This is a genomic window from bacterium (genome assembly GCA_037200965.1).
Classification (GTDB): Bacteria; Patescibacteriota; Minisyncoccia; order Phycocordibacterales; family Phycocordibacteraceae; genus C7867-001.
In genome coordinates this window covers 937,908-960,259 of the sequence record JBBCGK010000001.1, presented here as the reverse complement: position 1 = coordinate 960,259, position 22,352 = coordinate 937,908, and the positions used below count along the sequence as shown (strand labels likewise).

The 22,352-nt window shown below is 59.2% G+C and carries 26 protein-coding genes; 16 read left to right on the top strand and 10 right to left on the bottom strand.

The features are described 5' to 3' along the window. Position 1: 1 nt before the first annotated feature. Positions 2 to 1,048: a calcium/proton exchanger gene (cax, locus tag WDN10_05585; GenBank protein ID MEJ0054159.1), complete on the bottom strand. Its 1,047-nt coding sequence runs from the start codon at positions 1,046 to 1,048 to the stop codon at positions 2 to 4. Between the two features lie 47 nt (positions 1,049 to 1,095). On the opposite strand from cax, the gene WDN10_05580 reads away from it, so the two are divergent. Both WDN10_05580 and WDN10_05575 read left to right on the top strand, forming a co-directional pair. After that, complete coding sequence (locus WDN10_05580; GenBank protein ID MEJ0054158.1) at positions 1,096 to 1,938, top strand: undecaprenyl-diphosphate phosphatase; 843 nt, start codon at positions 1,096 to 1,098, stop codon at positions 1,936 to 1,938. Positions 1,939 to 2,238: 300 nt separating this feature from the next. Further along, positions 2,239 to 2,697, top strand: coding sequence for a hypothetical protein (locus WDN10_05575; GenBank protein MEJ0054157.1), 459 nt, complete (start codon positions 2,239 to 2,241; stop codon positions 2,695 to 2,697). A gap of 142 nt (positions 2,698 to 2,839) precedes the next feature. On the opposite strand, the gene WDN10_05570 is transcribed toward WDN10_05575, so the two are convergent. Next, positions 2,840 to 3,076 carry a type II toxin-antitoxin system HicA family toxin gene (locus WDN10_05570; protein MEJ0054156.1) on the bottom strand — a complete coding sequence of 79 codons (237 nt, stop codon included), beginning with the start codon at positions 3,074 to 3,076 and terminating at the stop codon, positions 2,840 to 2,842. Between the two features lie 8 nt (positions 3,077 to 3,084). After that, positions 3,085 to 3,411, bottom strand: coding sequence for a hypothetical protein (locus tag WDN10_05565; protein ID MEJ0054155.1), 327 nt, complete (start codon positions 3,409 to 3,411; stop codon positions 3,085 to 3,087). A gap of 49 nt (positions 3,412 to 3,460) precedes the next feature. Between WDN10_05565 and WDN10_05560 the strand changes: the two genes are divergently transcribed. Both WDN10_05560 and WDN10_05555 read left to right on the top strand, forming a co-directional pair. Further along, positions 3,461 to 5,110 (top strand): FAD-binding oxidoreductase, encoded by a 1,650-nt coding sequence (locus WDN10_05560; GenBank protein ID MEJ0054154.1) that lies wholly within the window; start codon positions 3,461 to 3,463, stop codon positions 5,108 to 5,110. Positions 5,111 to 5,254: 144 nt separating this feature from the next. Next, positions 5,255 to 5,884, top strand: coding sequence for a hypothetical protein (locus tag WDN10_05555; protein ID MEJ0054153.1), 630 nt, complete (start codon positions 5,255 to 5,257; stop codon positions 5,882 to 5,884). Positions 5,885 to 5,961: 77 nt separating this feature from the next. Here WDN10_05555 and WDN10_05550 read toward each other — a convergent pair whose 3' ends face one another. Then, on the bottom strand, positions 5,962 to 6,957 hold the full coding sequence (locus tag WDN10_05550) for an IS30 family transposase (protein MEJ0054152.1): 996 nt from the start codon (positions 6,955 to 6,957) through the stop codon (positions 5,962 to 5,964). A gap of 113 nt (positions 6,958 to 7,070) precedes the next feature. Here WDN10_05550 and WDN10_05545 point away from each other — a divergent pair, with 113 nt between their 5' ends. The 6 genes from WDN10_05545 to WDN10_05520 all read left to right on the top strand — a co-directional run bounded on the left by WDN10_05545 (position 7,071) and on the right by WDN10_05520 (position 11,794). Beyond that, positions 7,071 to 8,750, top strand: a complete 1,680-nt coding sequence (locus WDN10_05545; GenBank protein MEJ0054151.1) for an HlyD family efflux transporter periplasmic adaptor subunit — start codon at positions 7,071 to 7,073, stop codon at positions 8,748 to 8,750. Between the two features lies 1 nt (position 8,751). Next, positions 8,752 to 9,459 (top strand): ABC transporter ATP-binding protein, encoded by a 708-nt coding sequence (locus tag WDN10_05540; GenBank protein ID MEJ0054150.1) that lies wholly within the window; start codon positions 8,752 to 8,754, stop codon positions 9,457 to 9,459. Continuing rightward, a complete protein-coding gene (locus tag WDN10_05535) occupies positions 9,456 to 10,688 on the top strand; it encodes an ABC transporter permease (GenBank protein MEJ0054149.1) in 1,233 nt (410 codons plus the stop codon). The genes WDN10_05540 and WDN10_05535 overlap by 4 nt, the downstream gene beginning before the upstream one ends. Before the next feature lie 48 nt (positions 10,689 to 10,736). After that, positions 10,737 to 11,138 (top strand): DUF5666 domain-containing protein, encoded by a 402-nt coding sequence (locus WDN10_05530; protein MEJ0054148.1) that lies wholly within the window; start codon positions 10,737 to 10,739, stop codon positions 11,136 to 11,138. Then, positions 11,135 to 11,299 carry a hypothetical protein gene (locus WDN10_05525; protein MEJ0054147.1) on the top strand — a complete coding sequence of 55 codons (165 nt, stop codon included), beginning with the start codon at positions 11,135 to 11,137 and terminating at the stop codon, positions 11,297 to 11,299. Before WDN10_05530 ends, WDN10_05525 begins: the two co-directional genes overlap by 4 nt. Before the next feature lie 132 nt (positions 11,300 to 11,431). Next, positions 11,432 to 11,794, top strand: coding sequence for an RNA-binding protein (locus WDN10_05520; GenBank protein ID MEJ0054146.1), 363 nt, complete (start codon positions 11,432 to 11,434; stop codon positions 11,792 to 11,794). 71 nt (positions 11,795 to 11,865) lie between these two features. On the opposite strand, the gene WDN10_05515 is transcribed toward WDN10_05520, so the two are convergent. The 3 genes from WDN10_05515 to WDN10_05505 all read right to left on the bottom strand — a co-directional run bounded on the left by WDN10_05515 (position 11,866) and on the right by WDN10_05505 (position 14,204). Beyond that, entirely contained in the window at positions 11,866 to 12,090 is a 225-nt protein-coding gene (locus WDN10_05515; protein MEJ0054145.1) for a GcrA family cell cycle regulator, read from the bottom strand. A gap of 137 nt (positions 12,091 to 12,227) precedes the next feature. Then, entirely contained in the window at positions 12,228 to 13,673 is a 1,446-nt protein-coding gene (dnaA, locus tag WDN10_05510) for a chromosomal replication initiator protein DnaA (GenBank protein MEJ0054144.1), read from the bottom strand. 96 nt (positions 13,674 to 13,769) lie between these two features. Further along, entirely contained in the window at positions 13,770 to 14,204 is a 435-nt protein-coding gene (locus tag WDN10_05505) for a DUF1360 domain-containing protein (GenBank protein ID MEJ0054143.1), read from the bottom strand. A 15-nt stretch (positions 14,205 to 14,219) separates the two neighbouring features. Here WDN10_05505 and WDN10_05500 point away from each other — a divergent pair, with 15 nt between their 5' ends. The 5 genes from WDN10_05500 to WDN10_05480 are packed head-to-tail and all read left to right on the top strand — an operon-like array spanning position 14,220 to position 17,678. Continuing rightward, a complete protein-coding gene (locus WDN10_05500) occupies positions 14,220 to 14,978 on the top strand; it encodes a peptide chain release factor N(5)-glutamine methyltransferase (GenBank protein ID MEJ0054142.1) in 759 nt (252 codons plus the stop codon). Between the two features lie 2 nt (positions 14,979 to 14,980). After that, positions 14,981 to 15,226, top strand: a complete 246-nt coding sequence (locus tag WDN10_05495; GenBank protein MEJ0054141.1) for a hypothetical protein — start codon at positions 14,981 to 14,983, stop codon at positions 15,224 to 15,226. Between the two features lie 3 nt (positions 15,227 to 15,229). After that, on the top strand, positions 15,230 to 15,793 hold the full coding sequence (locus WDN10_05490; protein ID MEJ0054140.1) for a PH domain-containing protein: 564 nt from the start codon (positions 15,230 to 15,232) through the stop codon (positions 15,791 to 15,793). A gap of 36 nt (positions 15,794 to 15,829) precedes the next feature. Then, positions 15,830 to 17,098: a histidine--tRNA ligase gene (hisS, locus tag WDN10_05485; GenBank protein MEJ0054139.1), complete on the top strand. Its 1,269-nt coding sequence runs from the start codon at positions 15,830 to 15,832 to the stop codon at positions 17,096 to 17,098. A gap of 1 nt (position 17,099) precedes the next feature. Continuing rightward, positions 17,100 to 17,678: a ribonuclease H-like domain-containing protein gene (locus tag WDN10_05480; protein MEJ0054138.1), complete on the top strand. Its 579-nt coding sequence runs from the start codon at positions 17,100 to 17,102 to the stop codon at positions 17,676 to 17,678. A gap of 83 nt (positions 17,679 to 17,761) precedes the next feature. Here WDN10_05480 and WDN10_05475 read toward each other — a convergent pair whose 3' ends face one another. Continuing rightward, complete coding sequence (locus WDN10_05475) at positions 17,762 to 18,148, bottom strand: type II toxin-antitoxin system PemK/MazF family toxin (protein ID MEJ0054137.1); 387 nt, start codon at positions 18,146 to 18,148, stop codon at positions 17,762 to 17,764. 77 nt (positions 18,149 to 18,225) lie between these two features. On the opposite strand from WDN10_05475, the gene WDN10_05470 reads away from it, so the two are divergent. Beyond that, positions 18,226 to 18,900, top strand: a complete 675-nt coding sequence (locus WDN10_05470; protein MEJ0054136.1) for a thioredoxin domain-containing protein — start codon at positions 18,226 to 18,228, stop codon at positions 18,898 to 18,900. A 45-nt stretch (positions 18,901 to 18,945) separates the two neighbouring features. On the opposite strand, the gene WDN10_05465 is transcribed toward WDN10_05470, so the two are convergent. After that, positions 18,946 to 19,377, bottom strand: coding sequence for a hypothetical protein (locus WDN10_05465; protein ID MEJ0054135.1), 432 nt, complete (start codon positions 19,375 to 19,377; stop codon positions 18,946 to 18,948). 144 nt (positions 19,378 to 19,521) lie between these two features. After that, positions 19,522 to 22,329: an ATP-dependent DNA helicase gene (locus tag WDN10_05460; protein MEJ0054134.1), complete on the bottom strand. Its 2,808-nt coding sequence runs from the start codon at positions 22,327 to 22,329 to the stop codon at positions 19,522 to 19,524. Positions 22,330 to 22,352: the final 23 nt, after the last annotated feature.

The following is a 22,352-nucleotide window of genomic DNA, read 5'->3' as shown; positions in this document are numbered from 1 at the left end:
GCTAGGGATAGAAGAAGAACGCGACCGCGAGGATGAGGTACGCGACGAGAAGCTGGAGTCCCTCGAACCAGTTGCTCTCGCCGTCGTCGATGATCGAGTTGACGATGAACACCGAGAAGATGAGCGCCGCGACCTCAAAGAAATTGAACACGAGGCTCATCGGGTGTCCGAGGAAGATGCTCGCGAATATGAGGAGCGGAGCGACGAGCATCACGATCTGGGTCGCGGAACCGATGGAGATTTGCAGCGCGAGGTCCATGCGGTTCTTCATGGCGACCGTGACGGCGGAAGCATGCTCGGCGGCATTTCCCACGATCGCGATGATGATGACGCCGATGAAGAGTTCGGTCCACCCGAACACGCGTATGAGCGGCTCGATCGAACCCACGAGGATCTCGCTCATCCACGCGACGAGAACGGTCGCGCCGAGGAGTATGAGGATGCTTTTCTTCCTGCTCCATTTGGGCGTATGGAGCGCCTCGTCTTCCGTATAGAGATGCTTGTGGGTCCGGAGCGAAAACCAGAGGCTCGCCCCGTATGAAATAATCATAAGAAGCGCGATGGTGAGCGAGAGTTCCTCGACGATCGGGAACCCTGCGGCAGGGGCGGTGAGAACGAAGAGAGCCGGCACGACAAGGGCGATGGCGGCGAGAAGGAGCGTCGAGGCGCTCGCTTTCGCTGCGGTGATATTGAACGTCTGCTTCGCGCGGCCGAGGCCTCCGGCGAACATCGCGAGTCCGAGCACCAAAAGGAGGTTGCCGAGAATCGAGCCCGTAATCGAAGCTTTCACGACTTCGAGAAGTCCGGCGCGAAGCGCGAATATGCCGATCAGGAGTTCGGTCGCGTTTCCGAAGGTCGCGTTAAGGAGTCCCCCGACCGCCGAGCCGCTCTGCGAAGCAAGCTCCTCGGTCGCCGTTCCGATGTACTTGGCCAAAGGGATGATGGCGATCGCGGAGAGGATAAAGACGAGGACGGGCGACGCATGAAGGAAATAGGCGACGGCGGTCGCGGGCACGAACCCGAGGAGGACGAGAAAGAGGCGGTCCATGGGAGTAGCATAGCAGATACGCCCCGCCTCTCGTATACTACGTTCCTATGCTCACCTATTTCCAGGCGGTCGTGCTCGGGCTTCTCCAGGGAGTCACCGAACTCTTCCCGATCTCGAGCCTCGGGCACACGGTGATACTCCCTTCCGTGCTCGGATGGAATATCGACCAGGGAAGCGAATTTTTCCTCCCCTTCATCGTCGCGACGCATCTTGCGACCGCGCTCGTCCTTCTTGGCTTCTATATGAAAGACTGGATCGGCATCGTCCGGGGATTCTTCCGTTCGCTTGGTACTCATACGATCAAGGGGGATACGCATGCGAAGCTCGCCTGGCTCATCTTCGTGTCCACCATCCCCGCCGGAATACTCGGCATTCTGTTCGAGGAGAAAATCGAGATACTTTTCGCGACCCCGATCGTAGCCGCCATATTCCTCATGCTGAACGGCGTCCTGCTCTTCGGGACCGAGCTTGTCCGAAAGCGCCGCGATGCGTCCGAGCGGGGCGACGAGCGGATCGCCAAACTCACGTTTGACCGGGCCGGATGGATCGGACTCGCGCAGGCAGGAGCGCTCATTCCCGGCCTCTCGCGCACCGGAGCGACGATCGGCGGCGGTCTTCTTGCCGGACTTCCGCATGAGGAGGCCGCGCGCTATTCGTTCCTTCTCGCCACTCCCGTCATTTTCGGGGCGGCGATTCTCAAGCTTCCGGTATTGTTTCATGCAAGTACGCAGGTGCTCGGCGCGACGCTTCTCGGAGCGGTCGCCGCGGCGGTCGCCGCGTATCTTTCTGTTCGCTACCTCACCCATTACTTCAAGACGAAGACGCTTACGCCGTTCGCCGTCTATTGCTTTGCGGCGGGGCTCCTTTCCCTTCTTCTTATCGTCTTTTGATTCGAATTTCTTTTACTAAAAGAGATGGAACCCGCTAGTCAATAGCTGAGTATCCGATGTGGACTATTTCGATTTCTCCGGGTGGCTCGTGCGGCCGTCTGGGAAAATTATGCAAGAAAATAGTAAAACCTGTACATAGAAGGACTAAGGTTGTATTCTCAAGCCAGACAAAACACCAGCAGGGAGGGCCAAATGCCTATCTATGTACCCAAACAAATCATACCCCTCACGCCAACATTCGAATCGCCCCTTCTTTTCCTGGCGGGACCGATTCGCGGTGGCGGTGACTGGCAGTCGTATATGGCAGAACATATCCTCGACCGCGAACCGTCTGCACTTGTCGCCTGTCCATCACGATGGGACAACACGCATCGGCTCGCGCACCATTTCCACCAGCCGTTCTCGCAAGCCGATAATCGGCAGCTGGTCTGGGAACGTCATTATCTCAAGCAGGCAGGACTCGAGCCGAACGTGCCAGGCTGTGTACTATTCTGGCTTGGTCTTGAAAGTGCTGACGCTCCGCATCCAGGGCCGGAACCATACGCGATGGACACTCGCCGCGAGATCGGTAAGTTCACCGCTTTTGCCGAGGTAATGGATACTCGCATCGTAGTCGGCGGCGACCGTCGTTTCTACGGGCTCGATGTCATCCTGTTCGAGTTGAGCAAGGCGGTCGGCAGATCATTTCCGTTCTACGAGACCATGGCGGAGGTCGCCGACAATGCCATCCTCACCGCACGGGGGCAACTCATCACCTGAATGCCGAGCAAGAGCTATGTTCTTGCTCGGCATTAGTCTTGGCATCTTCTCATTTTCCCTAGAAAGATTTAGGGCCTGCTCAACGCCATACACAAAGGCCCGGAGAGATACTCCGGGCCTTTGTGTTTACTCATACAGCGATTTACTCTTGGCGCCACTCGGTTTCGGAAATACCGGACTGCTTGACGATGCCTTTCATCGTACCGATGGCGATCAAACCGTTTTTGCCATGAACCGGTACGCACACGAGACGGTCCCTGCCTCCCTGCTTGCTCTTGTAATAAAAGTGGCTGCCGCGCGCATGGCTTTGCGCGAACCCGCGCGTTTTAAGGAAGCGGATAACCGCGCCCGCAGTCCAGTTATTGAGGCCGCGCGGCATGAGAGAGGTTATGCGAGCGCCGCTATCTGCTGGGACGCAACGCTGTAGATTTCGCGCTTCCCCGCCTTCGGACGGTCGGATTTCGAGTTGCCGATATTCCAAAGCCTTTCATACTCCGGATTTATCTCCTGGTTGAGCACGCCGATCGAGAGCTTTGCTTTCCGGGCAGCCTCGATATATCCCTTGACCGCATCATCGAGAAGGAACAGCGCCTCCTGGGGGGTTTCGCCGGATTCGACGATATTGAGTTCGAGCGCCGCGCCATACCACGATTTGCCTTCCCGGAAAATGACGTTTCGTATGCTCCCCCTCCGCAACGTGTTCTTGAATGCCATAGGCCGTACACTATATCATACCGACCCTTCGAGGCCGTATACTGGTCCTATGGAATTGCAAAACGAATTAAAAAGGGTCTTGAAGGGAGATGTAACGGAGTCGGCGGACGAGCGAGAAAAGTACAGCCGCGACACGAGCATCTTTTCGCGCACCCCTTCGCTCGTGGTGTATCCGAAGGACGCGGAAGACGTTTCGAATCTCGTGAAGGCAGTCGCGGAAGCGAAAAAGGACGGACAGGATGTTTCCATAACCGCGCGCTCCGCCGGAACCGACATGTCCGGCGGCCCGCTCACAACCTCGATCGTCGCGGTATTCACGAAATATATGAACCATGTGCTTGAGGTCGGCGACGGCTATGCCGTCACGGAGCCCGGCGCCTATTATCGAGACTTCGAGAAGGAAACCCTCGCCGGGGGCGACCAGGTCATGCCCGCATATCCCGCGTCCCGCGAAATCGCGGCCATGGGCGGGATCGTAAATAACAACGCGGGCGGGGAACGCACACTCAAATACGGGAAGACCGAGGACTATATCGAGGAGATCGACGTCATCCTCTCGGATGGCTCTCCTGCAACCTTCAAGACCCTCTCCCCCGGCGAACTCGAACAAAAGAAAGCTCTTCGGAATCTCGAAGGGGAAATATACCGCAACATGGACAGCCTCCTGAGGGAGAACGCCGCGGAGATTGAGGCGCACAGGCCTAAGGTATCGAAGAATTCGGCGGGCTATGCCCTGTGGAGCGTCCGCAGCGCGGACGGCGCCTTCAATCTCGCGAAGCTCATCTGCGGCGCGCAGGGAACCCTCGCGCTCATGACGCGCGCGAAGCTCCGCCTCGTCGTCCCCAAGGCGCACCGCGCCATGCTCGTCATCTTCCTTTCCGATCTCGCTATCCTTCCGAACATCGTCCACAGGATACTGCCGCTCGATCCCGAATCGTTCGAATCCTATGATGACCAGACGTTCAAGCTTGCCGTGAAGTTCCTGCCGGAAATGCTTTCGCAGATGGGTTTCGCGAAGGCGGCCCGGCTCGGCATCTCTTTTCTTCCGGAAGCCGAAATGGTCCTTACGGGCGGCGTCCCCAAGCTCATCCTCATGGCCGAATTCGCCGAGGATACGATCGAGGAGGCCGACCGGAAGGCCGAGGCCGCGCGGGACGCCCTTTCGGGCCTTTCCGTACAAACCAAAGTCGAGAAGAACGAGCAGGAATCGGAGAAGTACTGGATCGTCAGGCGCGAAAGCTTTTCGCTTCTCCGGAAGAATCTCCACGGCCTCTACGCCTCTCCGTTCATCGATGATTTCGTCGTACCGCCGGACTCATACCCGCAGTTCCTTCCGGAACTCAATGCACTCCTTGAGGAATACAAGGACAATTTCATCTATACCATCGCCGGGCATATCGGAAACGGCAATTTCCATATCATCCCGCTCATGGACCTTGCTAAGCCCGAGAGCAGGAAAACCGTGCTTGAGCTTGCGCCGAAAGTGTACGCGCTCGTCATCAAATACGGCGGAACGACGACCGGCGAACACAATGACGGAATTATCCGCACTCCCTATCTCCCGATGCTCTTCGGTGAGAAGATGATCTCGCTGTTTAAGGAGACGAAGAAGATTTTCGACCCGCTCGGCATATTCAATCCGGGGAAGAAGACCGGTGGTACGTTCGAAGACATCGAGCGGGACATGATCGGTGCCTAAATCTAGGAACTGAAAAAGACGGCGGCTTACTCTCTGGTTCGGTTACTTAGCCTCGTACAAAAAGAGATATTGCCCGGCTACCACAAGCATGATATAGGTGGAAATAGATTAGCCAGGATATGAACTTTTCCAACGGAGGCATACATGAAACTGACCAGGCATGCGCGAGAGTGCATCGAAGGCCGCACTGCCATGTTGCCCCAAGACGTCCTTACTCTCATCGAGTCGGACGCCGCGGTGAAGCTTGGTTCTCAAGGAGAATACGAATATCTCCTGTTCTATTCGCCATTCGATAGGCAAGCGAAGATCGCGATCGTAACGAAGGAGCAGACCCACCTCATCTCGATTTGGGAAAAGGACTACCATCTTCCCGACGGGATACGCCCGCCGACGCACGGGCAAGTGCGGAAAGCCAAGGCTGCGTACCTGACATTCATCTTTAAGAGGACTGCTAAGTACGCGAACGAGCCGCACACAAAAAAACCGAGCGCGGGCTTGCCGTACTTTCAAGCTACGATCGAAATCCAGGATGCGTGCAGGACCATACTGGCGCACGAGGCAGGCACGGTTACCCGGCACCAAGGCACCAACGGCGGAAGATGTCGCCGTGCTTTGAGAAAGAGCTTGGCAGAGATCGCCTCGATCGTAGAAGCGCACAAGGACAAAGCGGAAGGAGCGATCCGCTACGTCATGTGCCTGCGTCCTCTCAACGGAACGAATGGTTATCGGGAGTACATCATCTCCCATACGGAAGCGCTTAAATGCAAACCTTGAACAGGCCGCTTGAATACCTGAGCGGCCTGTTTTCTTAATTAAAGCCTCTTGGGAATCCATCGAGAGACATCTTGAATTCAAACTCTAAATGCCCGCTTCTTTAATAATAGCGCAAATGCTTCTTCAGGTGTTTTGAAGCCGATAGCTTTTCTGGGCCGAGTATTGAGCTGCTTCTGCGCTTGCTTCAAATACTTAGTTGGCACCCGCCGGAAGTCCGTTCCCTTGGGGAAATACTGACGAATAAGGCCATTGGTATTTTCGTTTGTACCACGCTGCCACGGGCTTTGTGGATCAGCGAAATACACCTGCACCCTGGTCTCTTTGGTGAAGAGTTCGTGCTCAGCCATCTCGCTGCCGCGATCATGGGTGATTGATCGGAAGGCTTCGCGGGGCAAGCTCTTCACGGTTTTCGTAAGTGCCATGCGCACCGCAGGAGCGGTCTTTTCTCTGAGCGGCACCAGAATGGTCATGCGCGTGGTGCGTTCCACCAAGGTCGCAATGGCTGATTGATGTCCTTTGCCGATAATGAGGTCGCTCTCCCAGTGTCCAGGTACTGAGCGGTCTTCCGTTTCTTTGGGGCGCTCGTGAATACTCACCATATTGGGTATCTTTCCTCGCCTGTCGTGCACCCGATACCTGCGCCTGCGCCCTTCGGCGCCCTGGCGCAGGTACGACGTAAGCTCCTTGCGGAGGCTCCCGCGCGGGAGCACATAGATATAGGTGTAGATGGATTCGTGGGAGACTTGCATACGAGTATCTGTAGCGTAGTGCTGTTTCAAGTACTGCGCAATCTGCTCCGGGCTCCAGCGAAGCCGGAGCTTTGCATACACGACACGCTGAAGAGGCGCGTAGTTGAGCTTCTTCCCGCGTCTCGGGATTTTCTTTTTCTTTCGTGCATCTTTGTGTGCCCGGCTTGGTCGGTATCCTTCAAACAACGGTTTCGAGCGTCTGAGCTCTCGTCTGATGGTTTTAGGATCGCGATTGAGCTCGCGTGCGATTTCGACTGGCCAGAAGTAGGCTGCACGCATAAGACCAATGCATTCTCGTTCCTCGAACGTTAGGTGGGTATACATACGTGGTATCATATGCGGGCAGTTAGAGGTTGAGAGTAGCCATATAGACATTAGACAATGCATGAAATGACGGTGTGGCGCGTACTAAGGGAATATCCTCATATATCCCGGCCATGCCCATAGACACGCTCGCAGGTTCCGCCCGTTCGCTTCCCTCCCGCGCCCTTGCGTATACCAAGGCTCATACCGCCATCACAGGAATCATTATCATCGCGGTTCTTGCCGCAGGCTATTGGGCCTATTCGGCGCTCGCGACGAACGCTGCTCCGACGACATATGTGACCGCGAATGCGAAGGTGTCGACGATCGTTTCTTCCGTCACCGGAAGCGGCCAAGTATCCGCGACGACCGAAGCGGCGCTCAAGCCCGAGGGCTCGGGCACCGTTACATACGTCGGAGTTAAAGCGGGCCAGAAGGTCGGGGCCGGAACCCTCCTTCTGAAACTCGATACGACCTCCGCGGAGAAGTCGGTACGGGACGCCGGGGCAAACCTTGCGAGCGCCGAGATTTCATACCAGCAGGCCATAAGCTCGTCGGGGAACAGCATCACGAGCGCGCGCGGGAGCGGCTTCGATAGCGCCGCAACGGCGTGGAGCGACCTGCCGGGCATCCTTTCCGGACTCGATACTATTCTCCACGAACGGACGGCAACATACGGGGGCAGGACGAATGCGAACGCATACGAAGATCTCATCGAAGAGAACGAACCTGCCGCGCGCGCGGCTGCCGACAAGGCCGAGGCTTCATACCGGGCAGCGAAAAACCTTTATGACAAGTATTTCAGCCTGTATCAGACCGCGAACCGCGACTCTTCGGCCGAAGACATTCTTGCGCTCCTGGAGCACACGAACGAGGCCACTTCAGCGGCGAACCAGGCGGCCAAGGATACGCTCGCGTTTCTCAACCTGGTGCAGTCGACCGTCGACGCTCATAACCTGCTTACGCCTCCCGCGGGTCTTGCCGCTCAGATCACCTCGGCCGCCGCGTATGCGGGCAAGGCCCAGGGCGACAGCGCGAGCTCCCTTTCCGCGCTGACGACGCTTCAGAACGCGACCGCGACGCTCTCCGGAAGCGGCACACCGCTTGCCGTGCGGTCGGCGGAACTCTCGCTTACGAAAGCGAAAAACGCCCTGCAGGACGCGAAGGACAACCTCGCGGACTATTACCTCTATGCGCCCTTCGCCGGGACGGTATCGGCGCTCGACGCGACGGTGGGCACCGCCGCAGGGAGCCCGGCCGTCACGATGATCGGCGAGGAAAAGAGCGCCGTACTTTCGCTTGACGAGGTCGACGCAGCGAAGATTAAACTCGGACAAAAAGCGACACTCACGTTCGATGCGATAGACGGTCTCATGCTCACGGGTACCGTGAGCGGCATCGACGCGGTCGGCACGGTCTCCCAGGGCGTCGTGACGTATAGCGTGACCATAAGCCTCGACGCGGGGGACGAGCGCGTGAAGCCGGGCATGACCGTCTCGGCCTCAATCATCACCGCGACCGCGCCAAACGCGCTTTCGGTGCCTTCGGGCGCCATAAAGACTATGAACGGCGCAAGCTACGTGCAGGTATTCGATCCCCCGCTCGCTGAAGCGAATACCGGAAGCGCGGGCACTCCCTCGCCGGCGGCGCCGAAGAACGTTCCCGTCGAAACGGGCATCTCGGACGATACCAGCACGCAGATTCTTTCGGGCCTTGGCGAAGGCGACCAGGTCGTGGTGCGCGCGAACAACGGGACGGCGAAAACCACGGCAACCTCGGGGGCGACGCGGCGCGCGGGCTTCGGCGGCTTCTAGCATGATCGAGGTCGCGAACATCACCAAAGCCTATGGCGAGGGCGACAACCTGTTCGAGGCGCTTAGGGGCGTGAGTTTCGGTATTGACGCCGGAGAGTTCGTCGCAGTCATGGGTCCGTCGGGTTCCGGCAAATCGACCCTGATGCATATCCTCGGCTGCCTCGATACGCCGACGAGCGGCACGTACGTGCTCGACGGGCGCGATGTGTCGAAAATGAACGACGACGAGCTTGCGGACGTGCGCAAGGATCGCATTGGCTTCGTCTTCCAGTCGTTCAATCTGCTCGCGCGGACGAGCGTGCTGCGGAACGTGATGCTGCCGCTCGTCTATGCGGGAGTCAACGAAGACGAGCGGCGGAAGCGTGCGAAAGAAGCGCTTCTTGCGGCGGGACTCCCCGAGTCGCATTTCGGCCACCTCTCGAATCAGCTCTCGGGCGGGCAGATACAGCGCGTCGCGATAGCGAGGGCTCTCGTGAACGACCCGGCGCTCATCCTCGCGGACGAGCCGACGGGAAATCTCGACACCGCGACCGGCCTCCTGGTCCTTGGCACGTTCCAGAAGCTCAACCGCGAGCACGGACGAACCATCGTCCTCATCACGCACGAACCGGAAGTCGCGCAGCATGCCGGGCGCATCATCACGATACGCGACGGACGCATCGTTTCCGACGAGAAGAATCGTGCGCAGAAACTGATACTGCACCCATGACCACGCGCGATCTTTTCGAGGAGACCTATACCGCGCTTTCGGCCAACAAAGCGCGAAGCGGCCTTACGATGCTCGGCATCATCATCGGCATCGCGTCCGTCATCGCGCTCGTCTCGATCGGCACCGGAGCGAAGAACTCGGTCACGGCGAGCATCGAATCGCTCGGTTCGAACCTGCTTGTCATAACGCCGGGGGCGCAGCGGGGCCCGGGGTTCCAGGTGAGCGCAGGGCGCGGCGGGGCGCGAACGCTCACGAAAGACGATGCGGCGGCGATAGCGGCGCAGGCGGATTCGGTGCGGTCCGTAGCGACGGAAATCTCCGGCCGCTATCAGGTCACGGCCAAAGGGACGAATACCAACACGACGGTCAACGGCGTGAGTCCGAGCTATGCGGATATCAGGAACGTGGAAATCGGCCAAGGCTCCTTCATTTCCGAAAGCCAGAACGACTCGGGCGATAAGGTCGCCGTTCTCGGACCGACTGCGCTTACCGACCTCTTCGGCGAGGATGCTCTCCCCGAGGACGCTGTCGGGCAGACCGTGCGCATCAAGAATATCCAGTTCAAGATAATCGGGGTCACGCTTGCGAAAGGCGGGAGCGGGTTCACGAATGCCGATGACATCGTTTATGTGCCGACCGGGAGCGCCGCGCGCTATCTCTCCGGAAGCGATTATCTGACGACGATCGACGTGCAAGCGACCGATGCGGACACGATGGCGCAGGTGCAGCAGGACATCACTGCTCTCCTTCTCGAACGGCACAAGATAAGCGATCCGGCTATGGCCGATTTCAGCGTGCTTAACCAGGCGGATATCCTCTCGACCGCCTCATCGATAACCGGCACATTCACCATCCTCCTTGGCGCGGTGGCTGGCATCTCGCTTCTTGTGGGCGGCATCGGGATCATGAACATGATGCTCACGACCGTGACCGAGCGCACGCGGGAGATCGGGCTTCGCAAAGCCATTGGCGCGAAACGCCGCGACATTAACATCCAGTTCCTTGCCGAGGCCGTCGCGCTCACCTTCATCGGGGGCGTCATCAGCGTGGCGCTCGGGTGGCTCGTCTCGATTGGCGTCAATTATTCGGGGCTCGTCTCGACGAGCGTATCGGTTTCATCCGTACTCCTCGCGTTTTGCGTTTCCGCGGGGATCGGCATCGTCTTCGGGTATTACCCTGCCCGGCGCGCCGGAGCGCTCAATCCGATAGACGCGCTCCGGTATGAATGAGTACCCGAAAGAATGCGTAGTAGTACCCATACCAGCTTTATAAACCATATGCGGAAGAACGTACTCTACGGTATCGGCATCGCGGTTATCGCGCTTGGCATCGGCTTTTATTCGGGTATCGCATACGCGGGAGGGCACGGGCCCGCGCGCGGAGGAATGGCTCCCGGGAATTTCGCGGGCGGCATGCGCGGCGGATTTGCCGGACGAAGCGGCCTTGTTTCCGGTACCGTCCTTTCGAAGGACGCGGGCAGCATCACGATCCGGATGATGAACGGAAGCACCCGGATCGTCCTTACGAGCGCTTCGACCACGGTCGCCAAAAGCGCCCCGGGAAGCCTTGCTGATGTGGCAGCCGGGGAGAACGTGTCGGTGTCGGGAACCGCAAACAGCGACGGCAGCCTTACGGCGGATTCCCTCGAGCTCCGGCCCGTGCTACAATCCGGCCGATGAAGAAAACATTCGTCATAATCCTCGTCGCCCTTCTCGGGCTCAGCATGCTCACGTTCCTTGTCCCGACCGTCCTTATGAGGACGATCGCGTCCGACGCGACAACTCGGGATCCCGGAATCATCACGAATGTCCGGACGATTCCGGCGAATCCGGTACAATAGGCGTTATACACACCTCCCTTGCGCTTTGGGCAAGGGTGTAGCATACTGGGTGCAACTCGCAGTTTTCCAGAGCTTCGCGGCGTGAGCCAGAAAGTGTTCGGTATCGGCGAGCTTATACAGTTAACGCATAGCATGGCTACAAATAAGCTCTACATCGGAGGTCTCCCCTACCGATCAACTGAAGACGAAATCCGCGCCGCTTTCGAGGAAGCAGGCACGGTCACGTCGGTCAGCATTATCTCCGACCGCATGACGGGTCGCTCGCGCGGCTTCGGCTTCGTCGAGATGGCGGATGAAGCGCAGGCCCAGGCGGCAATCGACCGCTGGGACGGCAAGGACTTCGGCGGCCGCACGCTCTCCGTATCGTTCGCGCGCCCGCAGGGCGAGCGCCCGGCAGGAGGCGACCGCGGAGGTTTCGGCGGTGGTAACCGCGGAGGAAACGGTGGCGGATACGGCGGTGGCCGCGGAGGCTACTCGTCCGGCGGAAACTACTAACATTTCCAAAAATAAAACGGCCCGCGTGTTGCGGGCCGTTTTATTTTGCAACGGCAGAAGACGTGTCCTTTCTATACTGGATAGGTCGACTTGCTGCGGTCGATTTTCACCGTCGCGCGCGGCGGTTTTTTGGTGCGCGGCAGCGAAGGGTCATCGCGCCTTGGGAGATCAAGATAGTGCGCCTTGCCGATCACGGCATTGCGCGTGATGCCAAGCTCCTTCGCGATCTTGCTCGCGGGAAGCCCTTCCGTCCAGAGAGATTTGAGCTGCATCTTCCTTGCATGTGTCCAGGCCATTGTCCTTGCTCCTTGAACATCCGAACTACTCGTCCGGGATAAGTAAAGCATAGAAATATTAACGGGAAATAAAGTCGTGTTGATTAGAAAAAAGGGCGGCCGCCGTAGCGCGCCGCCCTTGAAACTCCGCGTCGCGCCTAAAGGCCGCGACGCGTAAGCATGTCCCGAAGGAACCCGACTTCGTCCTTGAAGTCCCTGTCTTCTTCGCAAAGTTCCGCGATGCGACGGCAGGCATGCAGGACCGTGGTATGGTCCCGCCCGCCGAACCGCCGCCCGATTTCGGGAAGCGAACGCATCGTGAGCTCGCGCGCGAGGAACATCGCCACTTGCCTTGGCCGGGCCACCCTGCGGGTGCGCTGCGGCGACTGGAAGTCGCGGATGTCGAGCTTGTAGAACTCGGCGGTCTTGCGCTGGATGTCCTCGATCGAGATCTTGCGGCCGGGCGCGGAGCGCTGGCCGACGGCCTCTTCGGCGACATCAAGCGTGACCGGCTTCTTGGTGAGGTCGGCGTAGGTGGCAAGCTTCGTGAACACGCCGAGGAGATCGCGCGGACTCGCGTCCGGCATATCGGCGATGCGCTCGAGCACTTCTTCGGGAAGCACCGCGTGCGGCCTTGCGCGGGTGAACTCGTTCGCGCGCGACTTGAGAATCGCCAAACGCGTGTCCCGGCCCGGCTTATCGAGCCCGATCGTAAGGCCGCCCGTAAGGCGCGACCTGACATCAGCGCTCAGCGTTTCGAGGGCCGCCGGCGCGCGATCGGCAGCGACGATGAGTTTCCGGCGCGAATCGGCGAAGGCATTCACGGTATGGAGGAATTCCGACACGGTCGTGTGCGAGCGGCAGATGTGCTGTAGATCGTCGATCAGCAGCATGTCGGCAGCCCGAAGCTCGTCCTTGAAGGAAAGCGTGTCCCGCCGGTGCAGCGCACCGAGGAACTGGCGCATGAAATCCTCCGCGCCGAGAAACAGCGCCCTCTTCCCGCGTTTGCGCGCTTCGAGCGCGGTCGCGTTCAGAAGATGCGTCTTGCCGTAGCCGAAGCCGCCGTGGATATAGAGCAGCCCGCTTTCGGTGCTGCCATCCGCGAAGCTTTCCGCCGCGCGGTATCCGAACTCGTTCTCCGAGCCCGCGACGAAACTGCCGAAGGTCTGGCTCGGATGAAGCGGCCTGTTCCAGAGGTTTCTCGGCTCTGCCGCAGGCTTTTCGCCGTTACGCATGAGCGCTGACGCCGGATAGGCTGACGGAGGAAGCTCGACCGGAGTGCCGCTGGTAACCGCCCCGGTGTTCGGCGGCGGTACCGAGGTGCAAAGCACGATCGAGAGCGAGTCGGGAGCTTTGCCTTCCGCCCGAAGCGCGCGGTCGATGCGGGTAACGTAATGGTTGGCCACCCAATTGCGTGCGAACGGCTTTGCCGCGCCGATCTGGATATTGTCCCTATCGGCGCTGACGAGCCTGAGTGGGCCGATCCATGCGTTGAACGTGGCATCGCCGAGTTCTTTCCGGAGGCGCTCGCGCGCGCCAGACCATGCGGCATCCCATCCAGTATCCTTTGGAGGGCCACCGGTGGTAGTATCCTGATTGCTCATTGTTGACCCCCTTCGGGTTCTATAGAAAGACCTTGATTAGCCCCTCTATCTAATGGGCGAGTATATGCTTCGGGTACATAAACGCAATGTGGATAGCTAACGGCCCCGTACTTCCAGCTTCTTTCCTTCGGCATACCAGCCCGCAAGATTCGAGACGATCTGGAAAAAGGAACCGACCGCGGCCAGGGCGAGAATGAGGATGGGGAACCAGGCATACGGGGTCGCGTAGTAAAAGAAGGGTACGAAGAAGGCGAACCAGAGCCCCGTGCACCACGGGCAGTTGATAAGAGTGCCGAGCGTACCGGCGCACGAGCCCGGACGACAGCCCTCGAACCAGCCGCGCACGAAGGCGGTGATGTTGTCGTACGTAAAGAGGCGCACGAGCCGGAAAATAGCGAGAGCCATGAGCATGAATGCGCCGAGGGAAACGGAAGATGGAAGCTTCCCCTGCGCGGCAAGCCAGTGGGTTCCGGAAATAACGAGGAGGATAAAAAGAAGCCCGAAAACCGTATTCCAGAAATGTATGCGCATGGTTTTAATGGTAGCATGCGGCCGATGACCGTGCTTACCAAAGAAGAGCGGCAGCTTCTCGATGAAAAATACGCCGGCAGAGCATGCGAAGAGTTCGAACGCGACCGGGCGCGCCTTGCAAGCGGCGAACCGCTCGCATACGTGATCGGCTGGATACCCTTTCTCGGACTTAGGATAGGACTCGGCTCCCGGCCGCTTATCCCCCGCCCCGAAACGGAATGGTGGACGGAAAACATGATCGCGCATCTGAGGTCGCGATTCGGAACGCGGAACTTTCGCTTTCTCGATATGTGTGCGGGATCGGGCGCGATCGGTCTTGCCGTGCTTAAGCACATACCGGATGCGGAAGTATCCTTCGGGGAACTTGTTCCGGAACACGCCGCGCAGATCGGGAACAACATGCGCTCGAACGGGCTTGACGAGCGGCGCTGCCGGGTGAGGACGGGGGATCTCTTCAAACCGTTTGGCGATGAGACCTTTGACGTGATCGCAGCCAATCCGCCCTATATTCCCGAAGGCCGGGCGCTCGACGCGGACGTAGCCGCGTGGGAACCGCGGCTGGCGCTGTTTGCCGGAAGCGACGGACTGTCTCTTATCCGCGAAATCGCTAAAACCGCGCCGGCGCATATGAATCCTGGCGGCGAGCTTTGGTGCGAAGTCGATAGCGGGCGCGGCCCGGAAGCGCTCGCTCTTTTCACGAAGAACGGCGCTATGCGCGCCGGGTTGCGCAACGACCACTATGGCCGCCCCCGGCTTGTCATGGCATACTATTAGCGATGCAAGGAGAGACGCTTCCCCCGGTCCAGTTCCCGCTCGCCTCCTATCTTGGCACTGTCGACCTGGAACATTTTCTGCCGGTCATCGTCGCCGTTCTCTTCGGACTCTGGGCCGTCTATACGCTCGTGGCGGCATATCACTGGCTCCGGTACGGCCACAGTTCAGCCGTCGCCATTCCGGCCCTTGCGGCGCACGTATTCGTCTCCGCGTCGATAGCGGCATACGCCCTCAGCGGCTTTCATTAAAATATGGAAGAATTCGAACTCGAACCGGGCGAACGAATCACTCTTTCGGTACGAAAGCACTGGATCGTATTCGCGATCGAGCTTATCCCCTACGCGCTCCTCGCGCTCGCGCCGCTCCTTATCCCGGAGGCCATCAACCTTATCGCGTCGGTACAGCCTGCCGGAGCTCACTTTCTCACGCAGACAGCGGGCTTTGAAGGGCCGTGGGCGAGGTTCGGCCTTGGCGTGTGGTGGTTTTTCCTCTGGATCGGCGCATTTAATGTCTTCACCCGCTATTTCCTCGACGTGTGGGTAATCACGACAGAGCGCGTCGTCGACATCCATCAGTTCGGCTTCTTCCGGCGCGAAGTGTCGAGCTTCCTGCTCGCGCACATACAGGACGTCACGACCAACGTGAACGGTATCCTCCCGACCCTCTTCGGATTCGGCACCATTCATGTCGAGACCGCGGGGCATGACGAGCTGTTTCTGATGCACGGCATACGGGACCCGCAAGGACTTCGGGATCTCATCATGCACGAAATAGCCGATTTGCATTTGCGGGAAGGGCAGAAACTAGAATCCTAGTTCCCTGGCATCCCTGCATCTGCTACACTACAGCGCATGACGGAGCGCGGAAAGCTCGATACCGAGCCTTACAAAGGAGTGCGCGATTTCTATCCCGAAGACTGGGCGCAGCTCACGGGCATTTTCAGTACGGCGCGGAACGTGCTTGAGCTCTGGGGATACGAAGAATACAACGCCTCTCCGATGGAGCGCTCGGAGCTGTACCTCAGCAAGGGCAACGAGGAGATTATCAACGAGCAAACCTACACATTCACTGACCGCGGGGGCAGAAGCGTCACGCTGCGCCCCGAGATGACGCCGACGCTCGCGCGCATGATCGCCGGGAAGCGCCGGGAGCTCGCGTTCCCGCTTCGGTGGTTTTCGATCGGCAGCCGCTTCCGATATGAACGGCCGCAGAAAGGCCGTCTTCGCGAGTTCTATCAGATCGACGTCGATCTGGTGGGACTCCCCGCGGGAGAAGCGGACCGGGAAATCGTTACCGTCGCGAGCCGGATCATGAAAGCGTTCGGCGCGAAACGCGAAGAGTACGTAATCCGCATCAATTCGAGGAAGCTCCTGTCCTGCGCGGCCCTGGCCGCAGGACTTGATCCCGAAGCGATGCGCGCGTACACGCGCCTTTTGGACAAGAAGGAAAAGATGCCGCCTGCCGAGTGGGAAGCTGCCGCGCGGGCGCTTTCACAGAAAGATCCGCTCGACGAGATCGAGTCCGCGACGAACGAGGGGGTACGGCGGGAGAAAGACCGCATTCTGGCGTTCGTCGAAGCGCTCCACGAGGAGGGTATCGGGAACGCTCTGTTCGATCCCGCGCTTGTCCGCGGCTTCGATTACTACACCGATCTCGTATTCGAAGTCTTCGATACCGATCCTGCGAACCCCCGCGCGCTATTTGGCGGCGGACGCTACGACGAACTGGTAGCGCTATTTGGCGGCGACCCGCTTCCCGCAGTCGGCTTTGCGGTCGGCGACGTGAGCTTTGCGGACTTTCTTGAGACGCACGGATACCTGCCGAGGCGCTCCTCGTCTCCCGAGATCTATATCGGGACGGAAAAAGACGGCGTGCGCGCCGCGGAGACGTTCGCCGACGAATTGCGCATGAAAGGAGTCCGTGCGTTCACGAATCTTCGGGACAAGGCGCTTGGCGACCAGGCGAAGGAGGCCGAAAAGCGCGGCATCCGCTACTTCCTCGCGTACGGCAAAGACGAGGCGGGCGGCAAAGCGCCCGCGCTTAAGGACCTGCCGCAATTCGAGACCACGACGCTTGTCGACGCGGCGGCGGTCGCCCTCTGGATAGCGAAAAACCGCTAGCATGCGCGTCGTCACGTTCGACATCGAAAGCATTTCGGACTCGGCCGTTCTCGGCCGGGTTGATGTGACCGAGCAGCAGCTGACCGTCGTCGGCATCCACGATTCGGACACCGGTGCGTATACGTCATATACCGTGGAAGAACTTCCGGCGCTGTGGTCCGTCCTTGAGCGAACGGACATGCTCGTCGGATTCAACTCCGATTCGTTCGACATACCGCTCCTCAACCGCTACTATCCGGGCGACCTCGGGAAGATCAAGAGCCTCGATCTTCTTTCCGAGGTGTACGGAGCGCTCGGGCGGCGTATCCGCCTCGACAATCTCGCGCAGGCGACGCTTGGGCGCGGGAAAACCGGAGAGGGACTCAAGGCGATGGAGTGGTGGCGGGAGGGACTCTATGACAAGGTTCGCGCCTACTGCATCGAGGACGTGCGGCTTACCCGCGAGCTCTACGACTATGCCCTCAAAAACAAGACGCTGAAGTATAAGGATTTGCGCGAAATCCGCGATATCAAGCTCGACACGTCGAAATGGGGAGAACTTCCCGAAGCCCCTTCCCTTACCCACACGCTGCCTTTTTAAGTATTGACAGTGCGGCAGAAAGGAATACACTTTCTGGACAAATGCCTTAGGCCTGCCCCGCAAGGGGAGAACGGGGAAAGCCGTCAGAACAAGTTTCTGACGGCTTTTCTGATACGTTCAAATACTGCGTGCTCGAGATAGACGAGAGGCTGATCCAATCGTTTCGTATCGATAAGCCGCACTTGGGAAATAATCGCGAAGGCATCACGCCCTCCTATCCTTCCAGCAGAAACATGGTATGGATTCTTCTTTTGCGAACTGGTAAGCGGAACGACTAGGCACACTTGCCTGCTGAATCCTTTGAGGATAAGCACCGGACGCGCTCGGCCGTTTCCGGTACCATCCTGCTCGAATCCGATGTTCGTGCCTAGGCGGCACCACCGAACTTCACCTTCATGATAGAGCGGCGCGTGGGCACGCTCGTCAATCGACTTCTTCTGGTCGTTCCATCCGTCAAAATCCTTCTTCATGCTGATACTGTACCGAAGGAAAATAAGGACGGGATAAAATGCCTTGCGCTTCCCTCTCTCCCCTTTATACTTCTTCCATGTCCCAAAACATCCTCATCCCGGCCGTACTCATCGTTTCCGGCCTCATTGTCGCAAGCGCCGTGTATTACGTAAGTTCGAAAAACGTCACCGATACTGCGGGAGCGACAAGTGACCTTTCCTTGGTGCGGCCGCCAGGCTCGGACGACCATATCCTCGGGAATCCCGCCGCGCCGGTCATCATTGTCGAATATTCCGACTTCGACTGTCCGTTCTGCAAATCTTTCAACGACACCCTCCACCGGATCGTGAACGAGTATGGAGCAAACGGGCAGGTTGCCTGGATATTCCGCAATTTCCCCCTGACCGAGCTGCATCCGAACGCACAAAGTGCCGCGGAAGCTTCCGAATGCGTCGCGAATCTCGGCGGGAACGAAGCATACTGGAAATTCAGCGATCTCCTGTTCGCGAACCAGCCCGCCGACCCGTCGACGTATCCGAGCCTTGCAACGCAAGCAGGGGTCTCCGGAGACGCCGTCACCGCCTGCCTTTCGGCTGGCACCGCCAAGGACCGCGTCGCGGCCGACTCCGATAATGCAAAGGCGGCAGGCGCGAACGGTACGCCCTATAGCGTCATCCTCGTCCGGGGATCGGAACCCGTTCTCATAAACGGCGCATTCCCGTACGATACGATGAAGCAGAAGGTCGAAGCCGCGCTTGCGGCGGTGAAATAGAACATCCCCGCACGTTTCCGTGCGAGGATGGGTTCTCGGGATGCGCTAGCCCTCCTGGGCTTTATGGTTTAAGAAGAACTCGGTGGCGGCGCGATGGACCTCGGCCCAGTCCTTCGGATCGGCGCCTTCGGGATAGTGCGCGATCTGGCCGCGCACCGCGATCAGATTGCCGCGGGCATCGAGGTCGTAGGCGCGCCAGAGCGGCAGGTCGTCCCTGACCTGGACCGTGACCGTGATCTTGCCGTCCGCGCGGGCCGCGAGAACGCGGTAGCGCTCGGAGGCGTTCGCGATATAGACGTCATTCACGCGGGTCCAGACGCCTGCACCGAGCGCCTTCGAGATCGCAACCGCGTCGGTGTGCATGACGCACTCCGCGGACGTGTAGCGCTTCTGGCAGGCGCTCTCACCGACGGCGTCATCGCACGCCGTGAGAGTGAATGCCAGGCCGATAACGGCCAGAATCATAGTTATACGCATATGAATGACCTCCTTCAATTGGACCAGGCTCATGCCCTCGGTACTGAGCGTAGTATACATGACTCTACAGATCTGTCAAGGAATCGCACTAAAATCCTCCCTAGTATAAGCCGTTTTACAGGCACGTAGACACGATCCCGGCCATCAGGCATTAAAAAGCCGAAGGAGCGCATCGTACTGCGACGGCTCCCCCGCTCGCCATTTCCCGGACAGAAGCTCGGTAGCTACAGCATCAAACTCGGCAAGCATCTCGCGCTTTGATTCTTCCGTGACCGGAACGGGAAGTTCCTTGACGGCGCTTGCCGTAAGCGCCACAAGGGAAGCGCGCGTAGGAACTTCGCCGTTTTTTTCAAGGAGATGCACATAATACATAAGCTGACGCACATATTCCTGGTTCTTCGCGGAGACGCTGCTTCCGGTCTTGAAGTCGACGATGCACGCCCCTTCCGGCGTATCGAATACCGCGTCGATATTTCCCTTCATGCGGACCAAGACGCCCGCGACTTCGCGAATCGTGTCGAACGACTCCTCGATGAGTCGTGGAGTGCCAGTAGGAAGCGGCCTCAAAAGGTATGCGGCGAATATCTCGCGGGCCTCGCGCTCAAGCACGCTGAAGACCGCATCGCGCGGCAGGAGCGAAGTCGCGAATGCGCGTGCGAGCGCGGCATACGCAGCCGCTTCACCTTTCCCTTCAAGGAAAGCGGCAACGGCCGTATGCACCGCGCTCCCAAGGATCGTCGGGCCGTTTGGCGGCTCCTTGATGCGAAGAACACGGGAAGCGAAGAATTCCGCGGGTGAATGCAGATACTGGTTGAGCGCCGTCGGCGCAAGGCCATCATTCACGAGATAATCGCGCGCGAGCTGCCGCACGAGGTCCGATACGGCAATTGTCCTATGAAGCGTCGGGAGCGGCGAAGCTTCGACTTTCTCTTCCGAGAGGCCGGGCGGCAGAAGCGCGGAGAGGGAACGCTCTTTGCCGTCTTTGGTTTCTCTCGCATAGGAAAGATACGCACGGTCTTTCGCTCTCGTGAGCGCGACATAGAGGAGCCTTCGCGAATCGCCCTCGTCCTGCTTATTCTCGAACGGACTCGGGATCATGGCGCTTTTCCCGCCGCGCTCCCATCCCTGCTCGGTCGCGTCGGGAATGAACACCTGCGCGAATTCCATGCCCTTGGCCTTATGAGCCGTGATGACCGTGACCGAACCTTCCCGCTCGGTCTCCGCGGCCTTAAGCGGACTCAGATCATGCTCCCTGGCTCGTATAAGCCGTGCCATTACCTCGGCGAAGCTCGCCTCCGGCTCGAGGCTCGCCGCCTCTTCAAGATGCATTGAAAGATGGCGCATGAGCGGCAGGTCCTCGAGCGCGTCAGCATGCGCGAGGAAGTAGTCGCGGGCACCGGAAAGAGTCATGAGCGCCGAAAAGCATTCGAGCGGCGTATGGGACGCGCCCCGGCGGATCCCCTCTTCAAATATCGCGCCAACCTCCGGATACCGCTTCGCGAGAGTGCGGGGAAGTTCCGAATCGGAAGTCGTGCGCAGAAGCTGCAGGCGCTCGATGAAGGGGGGCTCCCACCATGGCGCAAGAAGCGCCTCGCGAAGCGCGTCAGTGCGGAGCGGATCGGCAGCGTATGTCATGAGCGCGAGAAAGGCACGGATGAGCGGGCGCGAGGAAAGCGATATATCTCCCGCCCGAAGGACCGGGACGCCGATACCGGCAAGCTCCGCCGCGACAAGATTAGCGATCTCGTTTTTCCGGCTTATGACCGCTATATGGTGCGGCGGGACGCCGCTTTCTATGAGTTCCGCTATCTTTCGGCAGACTTTGGAACGCTCCTCAAGAGGATCCGCGCCGACGATGAGCGATACGCGCTCGCCTGCCTCGCCGCGGGTGGCGATGAGACGCGTATGAGGGCCTGTCGGCTCTATGACCGCATGCGCCCGGTCGAGCACGTCCTGGTATGAGCGGAAGGATGAGACAAGGGTAATGACTTTGGTTCGCGGGAATTGCGCGAGGAAATCGCCGAAGCCTCCCGCTTCCGCCCCCTGGAAGCGATAGATAGCCTGCTTCTCGTCCCCGACGATGAAGATGTTCGGGAAATCGTCAATCGCGAACAGCGAAAGCAGCTTGTGCTGGAGCGCATTGGCATCCTGGTGCTCATCCGCAAGGACATACTGATATTGTTCCTGGAGTTCCGCGCGAAGCGTCGCGTCTTCCCCGATGCGCCCTATGACCACCCTCAAAACATCCGAAAAGTCGTACTTTCCCTTTTCCGTTTTTAGCTCCTCATACCGTATAAGCGCGCGCACCGCCTCGTCGACCTTGCCGATCCGCGCAAGGCGCTCCTGGCCCGCTTTTGTGAGTTCGCCCGTATTCGTGCCGCGCTTGTACGCGAGCGAGGGGTCGCTTTGTATGCGCGCCCGCTCCTCCGTTCCCCAGGCAAGGTACGTGTCGAGCGGGACCGCTTCGCGGGTAAGCGTGTCATAGAGAGTTCGGAGTTCGTCGAGATAGGTATAGGGCGCTTTCGGAGGCCGGATCTCCTCTATGTCCGCCGTCTCTATCGCCTCGCGCATGAGAAGGACTTGTTCGACGTCTCCCATGAGCCGTCTTGTTCCGTAGCCGCCGAAATGGTCCGGAAAGCGCTCCAGCACCCTGCCCGCAAATCCGTGGAACGTATCGATGGCGACGCCGCGCGCAGATTCTTCTCCGATAATTTCCGCGAGACGCCTCTTCATCGTGCGCGCCGCGGAATCGGTGAACGTGAGGGCGAGAATGTTTCCGGGGTTCGCCTGGGTTTCCTTGAGGATGTTCGCGATGCGGAGCGTGAGGATATGGGTCTTCCCGGTCCCGGGTCCCGCGATCACCATCACCGGCCCCTCGACGGTGTCGACCGCGAGTTTCTGCTCCGCATTGAGTTGCTTATATGACTTTTCAAATGATGCATCCGGCCGCATAGTCTAAGTATAGCGAAGTTGCA

Bases quoted from the DNA above. Each gene is read 5' to 3' on its own strand.
- cax (MEJ0054159.1), bottom strand. From the start codon at position 1,048: ATGGACCGCCTCTTTCTCGTCCTCCTCGGGTTCGTGCCCGCGACCGCC.
- WDN10_05580 (MEJ0054158.1), top strand. From the start codon at position 1,096: ATGCTCACCTATTTCCAGGCGGTCGTGCTCGGGCTTCTCCAGGGAGTC.
- WDN10_05575 (MEJ0054157.1), top strand. From the start codon at position 2,239: ATGGCAGAACATATCCTCGACCGCGAACCGTCTGCACTTGTCGCCTGT.
- WDN10_05570 (MEJ0054156.1), bottom strand. From the start codon at position 3,076: ATGCCGCGCGGCCTCAATAACTGGACTGCGGGCGCGGTTATCCGCTTC.
- WDN10_05565 (MEJ0054155.1), bottom strand. From the start codon at position 3,411: ATGGCATTCAAGAACACGTTGCGGAGGGGGAGCATACGAAACGTCATT.
- WDN10_05560 (MEJ0054154.1), top strand. From the start codon at position 3,461: ATGGAATTGCAAAACGAATTAAAAAGGGTCTTGAAGGGAGATGTAACG.
- WDN10_05555 (MEJ0054153.1), top strand. From the start codon at position 5,255: ATGAAACTGACCAGGCATGCGCGAGAGTGCATCGAAGGCCGCACTGCC.
- WDN10_05550 (MEJ0054152.1), bottom strand. From the start codon at position 6,957: ATGTATACCCACCTAACGTTCGAGGAACGAGAATGCATTGGTCTTATG.
- WDN10_05545 (MEJ0054151.1), top strand. From the start codon at position 7,071: ATGCCCATAGACACGCTCGCAGGTTCCGCCCGTTCGCTTCCCTCCCGC.
- WDN10_05540 (MEJ0054150.1), top strand. From the start codon at position 8,752: ATGATCGAGGTCGCGAACATCACCAAAGCCTATGGCGAGGGCGACAAC.
- WDN10_05535 (MEJ0054149.1), top strand. From the start codon at position 9,456: ATGACCACGCGCGATCTTTTCGAGGAGACCTATACCGCGCTTTCGGCC.
- WDN10_05530 (MEJ0054148.1), top strand. From the start codon at position 10,737: ATGCGGAAGAACGTACTCTACGGTATCGGCATCGCGGTTATCGCGCTT.
- WDN10_05525 (MEJ0054147.1), top strand. From the start codon at position 11,135: ATGAAGAAAACATTCGTCATAATCCTCGTCGCCCTTCTCGGGCTCAGC.
- WDN10_05520 (MEJ0054146.1), top strand. From the start codon at position 11,432: ATGGCTACAAATAAGCTCTACATCGGAGGTCTCCCCTACCGATCAACT.
- WDN10_05515 (MEJ0054145.1), bottom strand. From the start codon at position 12,090: ATGGCCTGGACACATGCAAGGAAGATGCAGCTCAAATCTCTCTGGACG.
- dnaA (MEJ0054144.1), bottom strand. From the start codon at position 13,673: ATGAGCAATCAGGATACTACCACCGGTGGCCCTCCAAAGGATACTGGA.
- WDN10_05505 (MEJ0054143.1), bottom strand. From the start codon at position 14,204: ATGCGCATACATTTCTGGAATACGGTTTTCGGGCTTCTTTTTATCCTC.
- WDN10_05500 (MEJ0054142.1), top strand. From the start codon at position 14,220: ATGCGGCCGATGACCGTGCTTACCAAAGAAGAGCGGCAGCTTCTCGAT.
- WDN10_05495 (MEJ0054141.1), top strand. From the start codon at position 14,981: ATGCAAGGAGAGACGCTTCCCCCGGTCCAGTTCCCGCTCGCCTCCTAT.
- WDN10_05490 (MEJ0054140.1), top strand. From the start codon at position 15,230: ATGGAAGAATTCGAACTCGAACCGGGCGAACGAATCACTCTTTCGGTA.
- hisS (MEJ0054139.1), top strand. From the start codon at position 15,830: ATGACGGAGCGCGGAAAGCTCGATACCGAGCCTTACAAAGGAGTGCGC.
- WDN10_05480 (MEJ0054138.1), top strand. From the start codon at position 17,100: ATGCGCGTCGTCACGTTCGACATCGAAAGCATTTCGGACTCGGCCGTT.
- WDN10_05475 (MEJ0054137.1), bottom strand. From the start codon at position 18,148: ATGAAGAAGGATTTTGACGGATGGAACGACCAGAAGAAGTCGATTGAC.
- WDN10_05470 (MEJ0054136.1), top strand. From the start codon at position 18,226: ATGTCCCAAAACATCCTCATCCCGGCCGTACTCATCGTTTCCGGCCTC.
- WDN10_05465 (MEJ0054135.1), bottom strand. From the start codon at position 19,377: ATGCGTATAACTATGATTCTGGCCGTTATCGGCCTGGCATTCACTCTC.
- WDN10_05460 (MEJ0054134.1), bottom strand. From the start codon at position 22,329: ATGCGGCCGGATGCATCATTTGAAAAGTCATATAAGCAACTCAATGCG.